This is a genomic window from Hyella patelloides LEGE 07179, from assembly GCF_900659865.1.
In the GTDB taxonomy this organism is placed as follows: Bacteria; Cyanobacteriota; Cyanobacteriia; order Cyanobacteriales; family Xenococcaceae; genus Hyella; species Hyella patelloides.
The window spans coordinates 1-6,961 of record NZ_LR214379.1; the positions used below are offsets into that span (position 1 = coordinate 1).

Here is a 6,961-nt window from a genome sequence, read left to right on the forward strand (position 1 = left end):
ATGAAAACGCAAGAACTTAAATCAGAAATAAAAGAGCAAAATTCAATCTGAGAGCGAAAGAATTAGGTTTTTAGTCATCTCAAATTTGTCAAATACTGATAATCATTTTCATAATGAGAATTGCTGGGACAAACATGGTAATCTTGCCCCTGATTTTGTCGATCAGTTAAAACAAGCTTTTGCCAATCTGAAAATTGCTTTAATCGCAGCAGGAACAGAACCCAAGTATGTAGTTAAAATTAGTACCTTTGTTGTCGATCATGATGAGTTAAAGTTAGAACAGCTAACGTCGGAAATCTTAGCAATTTGGGGTAAAAAAACACCAGCGCAAACATTAGTTCCAGTGCCAAGGTTAGCGTTAGATGGGATGTTATTTGAGATTGATGCGATCGCTATAATACCAGAATAACTTCGATCTCGTCATATCAGTCGCTCTACCTACCTGAAAAATAATCAAACAAGTTACCTCCGCAGTAAATCAAAAACAGAAAAACCAAAACTAGAAAGATTAATTGTGTATTGGATGTTGTTAGTTTTATCTCGCTACTTGGTAACGAGGTAGGTGCTATATTCGTTCATCTCCAGCATCACAAAAAAGGTTTTGGCAGTGGACTAATCAATAAGGCTAAAAAGCTACGAAATCAAATCTATGTGGAAGTGTTCGCAGCTAATGCGATCGCTTGCAGGTTCTATGAAAAATACGGCTTTGAACCTATTGAAGAAAAAGTCTATGAGCAAACAGGCTTTGCAATCATTCGCTTGCAATTACCAGCTAAGCAATCATTTTCTGAAAGATCGTCTCAGTGAACTCGATCGCCAAACCCAAGAGTCGGCGTAATCAAACATGAGATGAAATTAACTTCGGCTATTGTGGTGTAGATATGAGCAGACTAATCTCTCGACTGTTTCTTCAAGGGTCGCTCGCTCAATTGTCTTACAAAGTGTTTTGTCACAACATAGCACAGTTATTCAGAAATGTCGTAAGATAAGACTCTGTTTAATCGCAAATTTTCTTTAGAGAATCAAAAATCGGTGTTGCTGAATTTTGATGGATTAAGCAATATCGCAAAATCAGCATACCTACCGATTTAAGCACAAGGCTTACTAAAATTCTTTTTACTCAAACATAACTTCACAATAATGTCATGGTATTTTAACTTTAAATGTCATGATGTTATAATTTTACTAAAGCTTTGTTACACATATAACAGATTTTTTGGTTGATTAGTGATTATAGAAATAATGCTTATAGATTGCAGTGTAATTTACCAACCGCAATTACCTACTGGCGGAAATTAGAGAATCAAAAATCATGAATATATCCCTGAGCAAGTAAAAGCCTTCTTGTCTCTGAAAAGTTTCTTCGGCAAGCAAACTATTTAACCCAAGGCATAATTAGCCAAAGTGTAAATCTAAAATTATTTAATCTAAAATTGCCTGACCCATTAGTTGGTTTTGATTCTTCTTCGCTTCTTCTCGATTGCTTTCTTAGGTAAAAATCCTGAAAGACAAACTATCTCACGGGCTTTGCATTTCAGGAGGTTCTAGTAATCGAATTCAACTTCAGTTCAACAAATAAGTTAGGAGAATAATGATGAAAAATTCGATAATTTCTACTCTCTCTGCTTTAATAGTTTCTAGTTTGGTTACTCCTGTTTTAGCTAACGAAGTAATTACCATTAATCGAGCTAACGCTATTAAGATCGAGCGAATTACTCCTTTCAATTTGGTTCATGGTAGCTATCAAGGTCGTTTTACTAATCAAGGCATTCCCTCTAATTTGTCTCTCTTGTCTAAAATTCACTCTCACAGAATTCAAGCAGAAGATTTAGTCCAAGCTGCAATCGCTTCTGGGAGACTTGCCAAAGATACTCTCAACGATGCTCAATATCTTAATTCCGTTGAATGGCTCTTGAATCAATTAGATAGAAACTAACCATCCACGTTAATTTGTTTACTGTTATAAAGACTCATAGCTTTTTCTACTCCCTCTTTTAGGCTACGCTCCACAGCATCAGTAGATAGTTGCAACACTTCCTTGATTACTTTTTTTTCTTCAGGTGCAAACTTTCCTAAAACGTGGCTTATGGTTTGCTTTTTACCAGTAGACTTGCCAATACCAATACGTAAACGAGGGAAATTTTGATTAGCAAGGTGAGAAATAATCGATTTCATCCCATTATGCCCTCCTGCCGAACCTGATAGGCGAATACGTAACCTACCTATAGGTAAATCCATCTCATCGTAAATCACTAACACAGATTGAGAGGAAATCTTATACCAGTCTATTACGGCTCTTACCGCTTGCCCAGAACGATTCATATAAGTTAAAGGCTTGAGCAAGCGAACTTTATTGCCGTAGGGAGACACCCCTTCTGAAATCAACCCCTGAAAGCGTTTATTTTCTTTCCAAGACAGTCCCCAGGCATCTGCTAGATTATCTACAGCATCGAAGCCAATATTGTGTCTTGTCTGGTCATATTTTGGCTCAGGATTACCCAAGCCTACGATCAATTCAGGGATGACTATTTTGCTTTTACTTTCTGGGGTCATGTTTACCGTGGCACGATTCTTGATTTAGAGAATCGCCTGCTTTCTAATACTGTTGAAATAAAGTTTCTAAATAAACTCTCGCACAAGCACGGTAATTTTGGGAAGTTTCACTGTCTTGTTCTCCACTATTTTGCAATAAGAAGAGAGATAGCGCAGCAGCGAATACCCGATCTTGATCCCAGTTAGGATGGGTTTCGAGATAGCTTTTTAATGATTGATGTAATTCTTCAGGGATTTCTGCCAAAATGCTGACTGCTGCTTTCATGATTGTCTCTTTTGCTCCTTGGTTAATCAAAGGTGTTTTGCAATAAGCGATCGCTTGTATCCCAGATGTTATGGAACATTGAACCCGATCGCATTCTTGGTCGCTGAATCATTTTCGTCTAAGAGGGGGTGGTTTTGTCAATGTTACTAAATATTAATGATTGGGTGGTATTTATGTTTTTCTAACGAAACAATAGGGTTTTAAGGCATTTTTTTGTTACATAATTTTATATTGACTGTTGGGAAAACTACAAATAAAAAACCAGATTATAAAATCCCCATTTAGTAGTCAAAAATTGATTCTCTCGTCATTGCCTGTGGAAAAGTCTGGGTAAAATGTGGAAAATTTGAAATTGCTTGTGGAAATAGTGGGGAATCTGTGGGGTAAAACTGGAGTAAAAAATAAGAATTGCTAATTTATGTTGATTCTTAATTCAATGCTTGATTAAGTAGCAAGTAATACTTTTTCGTTTTTTAGAGATCGCTACAAAATCTTTTGCTTTTTAGAATTTATTGTCTTGTACAACGAAAGCAATACATTTTATTAAATGCATAAAACTTTAAAGGCGAATCTAAATATCAATGTCACCAATTAAAAATTTATACTGAATAACAATCTCAGTAACTATGTGGTTCTCCAAAGCAATCAAAAAAATTTTAGGCATTGGCATTTTTGCCAGCAGTATCTTCATTAATCTTCCTGTTCAAGCAGCAACTTGGGTTACTTTCATTGAAAATGAGGAATACAAATACTATATAGATTTGGATGGAGACACGATCGATGACAATATCTGGACTGTTCCTTTAAAAGCAACAATATCTGGAATAGATATTGCTTATGGACAATTAAGCATTAACTGCCAAAATCGCACTTTTAAACTGCAATTAAAAGATTCCAGTTCTAATTGGGAGCCTTGGGGAGAAGGAGATAATGAATTTCCTCACCAAGTTTGTACCACAGCATTTCCTGATACTTATCAAAAGCTACAATCCAATCGTAACTAAAAGATCATATAGATAGTAGCATCAATCGTTCTGCGATCGTGGGTTCAGATTCTACTTATGTTTACTTATGTTTATGTTTCCATAGTTAATAATGTCCGTTAGCTCTTGTAATTATTTTAGCTACAATAGTATTTATTGAATTACTGAATCGGGGTACGATAAACCAATATTTTGCTTTCCACCTACCGATCAAAATTGCTTAAAAGCTAGTAGTTAACAGCTAATGGCTACGAGCAGTATTACTTTTGTATTTTCAATCTTAAATCAGTAACACCGTATTTATTAGTTAGCTTTTCGCTCATGTCTTCTCAACTCTATAAATACCCCAGAACCCCTCATTTAAGTTTTTCTCCTGGGGTAGGAGGGGATGATATCAAATTGAACAGTAATGAAATTTTTACCAACTCTCAGATAATAGTTTCAGAAAAACTAGACGGGGAAAATACCACTTTTTATTCCGACTGCATTCATGCACGTTCTCTAGATAGTAGTCATCATTTTTCTAGAGCATGGGTGAAGGCTTTACAAGGCTCTATTTCCCATAATATCCCCCCAGGATGGCGTATCTGTGGCGAGAATATGTATGCAAGGCATTCGATTGCTTATGACAATTTAAAAAGTTATTTCTATGTCTTTTCCATTTGGAATGAAAATAATGAGTGTTTAAGTTGGTCTGAAACTCAAGAATGGACTGAAATTTTAGAATTAGAATTAGTTCCTGTAATTTATCAAGGAATCTGGGATGAAGCCATAATTAAGAATATTAGCGATCAGCTCGATTTAGATCGCTGTGAAGGTTATGTAGTTAGAAAAGTAGAGCAGTTTCATTTTGATGATTTTGCAAGCAACATAGCTAAATGGGTCAGAAAAAATCACGTTCAAACAAATGAACATTGGATGTATCAAAAAATTATTCCCAATGGCTTAATTTAACCAGCTATAAGCTTTAGGCTCGCTTGCTGTTAGCCAGTTAAAAATCAAGAAATAAGGAATTAAGTAAGTAGCGAATAGCCATAAATAGAGACGTTTCGACGAAACTGCTATACATAAACGATCGATATTAATAATAGAGAGAACAAAATAAACAGAAAGATGATAATTAGTGAGTTTTTACAGCAAATATTGCATGGTGCAATGCCTAATATTGATGAATTTGTGGCAGTTTTAGGCGATCGCATTTCGTTATTAAAAGCATATAAATCCACTCCCCAAGATCGAGAATGGCACGCAGAAGGTGATGTTCATATTCATACAGGAATGGTATTGGAAGAAACTTATAAAATATTAGAAACAGAAGCTATTCATTTAAGCCCAAAACATCGCCTGAGTTTGATTTTAGGAGCATTACTACATGATATTGCTAAACCTTTAACCACCAAAGAACAAGATATCCAAGGAATTGTGCGGACGGTAGCACCCAGACACGCTAGTATTGGTCGTTCTTATCTTGCACCAAAATTAATGGGTTTAGGGCTAGATTATGAAGTAGTAGAAGAAACTCTAGGTTTAGTGGGCTATCATCACGACCCTAAGAAATTAGTAATTAAAGAAAAGTCCGCAGGTAATTATCAAAGAATTGCCCGTTTAGCTAACCCTGAATTACTTTATTGGCTAGAGCTAGCGGATATTAGAGGGAGAGAATGTCGGGATAAACAGCAGCAAATTGACTATGTAGAAATGTATGGTTTATTTGCTCAAGAGTATCGAGCTTGGGAACGTTACGGTACTGAATATCAAAAATGGCGTGATTACTTTAATCAAGAATTAGCTGGTTGGGATAGCGATACTAAAGATTTAGTATTAGGTAATGCCATCAAAAATTGGGAAGTAGGAAAAATTCTCTTTCCTGAAGAAGAGTTAGCCCGCTCTTATAATTATCGCGATTCTTTTCCCCAGGTAGTATTAACTTTTGGCATTAGTGGTTCGGGTAAATCTACTTGGATTGAGCAAAATCTTCCTGACTATAAGATTATTTCTCTTGACAATCTGAGAGTTGAAATTACAGGCGATCGCAAAAATCAAGCAGAAAATAGTAAAATTGTATCTATTGCCAAAGAAAGATTAAAAGTTCATCTCCGCGCTCATCATAAAGTGGTGTGGGATGCAACTAATTTACGCCGTGATTTTCGACAGCAAATAATTAGTTTGAGCCAAAATTATGGTGCATTGATTACCTTGGTGATTTTTCACTGTGAAGAGTCTGTATATTTAGAGCGCAACAAACAGCGTCGTCAGAGTATTCCTGAAGCGGTATTAAGTAGACAAATAAAAGTGATGGAATTTCCTGAAATAGATGAAGCTCATCGAGTAATCATAGTTGACGAACAAGGCAAAACTTTAGCTAGTTATGGGAATTGTTAGTGGTTAGTGGTTCATGGTTGATAGTTGTCACCAATTGCTGAATCACCTAATTAGGGTCGGCACGAAAAAGTCTGAATAAAACAGAGGTTCTATACTCATTACTCATTACTTATTGCATTCTCTGCTCACATTATGCTTATATCACGCTCCCCAACTCCTGACATCACGACTTCATTCCACCTCTTTTTTAAAGGGAAGACAAATTAAATTATCTTCACGGACAATAATTGCACCTTGACGACGCAACTTGCCCATCAAGCGAGTTACTGTCACTCTAGTAGAGCCAATAGTGCTGCCAATTTGAGCATGGGTGAGCGTATAGGGAAGACAATAGCCTTCTTCGCAAGTTTCACCGTATTCTTCAATCAAGAGGGTCAGAAAAGCCATTAAACGCTCGATAGTCTTTCTTTGACCCAAAGCAGAAAGCCATAATAACTTGCGTTGATGTTGATACCTTAGTACCTCATAAATTTCTTGACGAAAATGAGGCCAATTCTCTAAATCGTTCCAATATAGCCAAATTACGTCTGTATCCTCTACATGGGCGTAAGCTTCGATATCACAATAAGCCTCAGCCACAATTTCAAAAGGTTGACCAGCATTAACAAAACCTAAAAAAGCTTCTTCTAAATCATCAGAATATTCTGATTGAGAAACAGAAATTTGATTAACTGTATTTGGTGCTTTATTTGGTGAAGAAGACAGCGAATTAGCTGGCTTTTTGGTTACAGATGAATTTTCAGATGGTGATTCAGGATCTTGAGTTAAAGATACTTGG

At 36.1% G+C, this 6,961-nt stretch carries 9 protein-coding genes; 6 read left to right on the forward strand and 3 right to left on the reverse strand.

Annotated elements, in window-relative coordinates:
- Window positions 1–85 precede the first annotated feature (85 nt).
- The 3 genes from H1P_RS34740 (at window position 86) to H1P_RS34750 (ending at window position 1,936) form a co-directional block, all read left to right on the forward strand.
- Window positions 86–409 carry a RidA family protein gene (locus H1P_RS34740; RefSeq protein ID WP_222427403.1) on the forward strand — a complete coding sequence of 108 codons (324 nt, stop codon included), beginning with the start codon at window positions 86–88 and terminating at the stop codon, window positions 407–409.
- Between the two features lie 110 nt (window positions 410–519).
- The gene (locus tag H1P_RS34745) at window positions 520–807 is read left to right on the forward strand and encodes a GNAT family N-acetyltransferase (RefSeq protein WP_186376329.1); all 288 of its coding nucleotides are present in this window, start codon (window positions 520–522) and stop codon (window positions 805–807) included.
- A 784-nt stretch (window positions 808–1,591) separates the two neighbouring features.
- A complete protein-coding gene (locus tag H1P_RS34750; RefSeq protein ID WP_246142079.1) occupies window positions 1,592–1,936 on the forward strand; it encodes a hypothetical protein in 345 nt (114 codons plus the stop codon).
- On the opposite strand, the gene pth is transcribed toward H1P_RS34750, so the two are convergent.
- Together pth and H1P_RS34760 are read right to left on the reverse strand one after the other, a co-directional pair.
- Window positions 1,933–2,553, reverse strand: coding sequence for an aminoacyl-tRNA hydrolase (pth, locus tag H1P_RS34755; protein WP_144876247.1), 621 nt, complete (start codon window positions 2,551–2,553; stop codon window positions 1,933–1,935). The genes H1P_RS34750 and pth overlap by 4 nt on opposite strands.
- A 43-nt stretch (window positions 2,554–2,596) precedes the next feature.
- Window positions 2,597–2,818 (reverse strand): DUF2811 domain-containing protein, encoded by a 222-nt coding sequence (locus H1P_RS34760; protein ID WP_144876249.1) that lies wholly within the window; start codon window positions 2,816–2,818, stop codon window positions 2,597–2,599.
- Between the two features lie 626 nt (window positions 2,819–3,444).
- Here H1P_RS34760 and H1P_RS34765 point away from each other — a divergent pair.
- From H1P_RS34765 to H1P_RS34775, 3 genes are all read left to right on the forward strand, one after another.
- Window positions 3,445–3,822, forward strand: a complete 378-nt coding sequence (locus tag H1P_RS34765; RefSeq protein WP_144876251.1) for a hypothetical protein — start codon at window positions 3,445–3,447, stop codon at window positions 3,820–3,822.
- Between the two features lie 300 nt (window positions 3,823–4,122).
- Entirely contained in the window at window positions 4,123–4,755 is a 633-nt protein-coding gene (locus H1P_RS34770) for an RNA ligase family protein (protein WP_144876252.1), read from the forward strand.
- Between the two features lie 159 nt (window positions 4,756–4,914).
- Window positions 4,915–6,183 (forward strand): AAA family ATPase, encoded by a 1,269-nt coding sequence (locus H1P_RS34775; protein ID WP_144876254.1) that lies wholly within the window; start codon window positions 4,915–4,917, stop codon window positions 6,181–6,183.
- Between the two features lie 171 nt (window positions 6,184–6,354).
- Here the strand turns inward: H1P_RS34775 and H1P_RS34780 are convergent.
- The coding region (locus H1P_RS34780) for a Crp/Fnr family transcriptional regulator (protein WP_144876256.1) at window positions 6,355–6,961 on the reverse strand (607 nt) is incomplete at its 5' end.

Excerpts from the sequence above, each read along its gene's own strand:
- H1P_RS34775 (WP_144876254.1), top strand. The coding sequence starts at position 4,915 with ATGATAATTAGTGAGTTTTTACAGCAAATATTGCATGGTGCAATGCCT.
- H1P_RS34760 (WP_144876249.1), bottom strand. The coding sequence starts at position 2,818 with ATGAAAGCAGCAGTCAGCATTTTGGCAGAAATCCCTGAAGAATTACAT.
- H1P_RS34750 (WP_246142079.1), top strand. The coding sequence starts at position 1,592 with ATGATGAAAAATTCGATAATTTCTACTCTCTCTGCTTTAATAGTTTCT.
- H1P_RS34765 (WP_144876251.1), top strand. The coding sequence starts at position 3,445 with ATGTGGTTCTCCAAAGCAATCAAAAAAATTTTAGGCATTGGCATTTTT.
- pth (WP_144876247.1), bottom strand. The coding sequence starts at position 2,553 with ATGACCCCAGAAAGTAAAAGCAAAATAGTCATCCCTGAATTGATCGTA.
- H1P_RS34770 (WP_144876252.1), top strand. The coding sequence starts at position 4,123 with ATGTCTTCTCAACTCTATAAATACCCCAGAACCCCTCATTTAAGTTTT.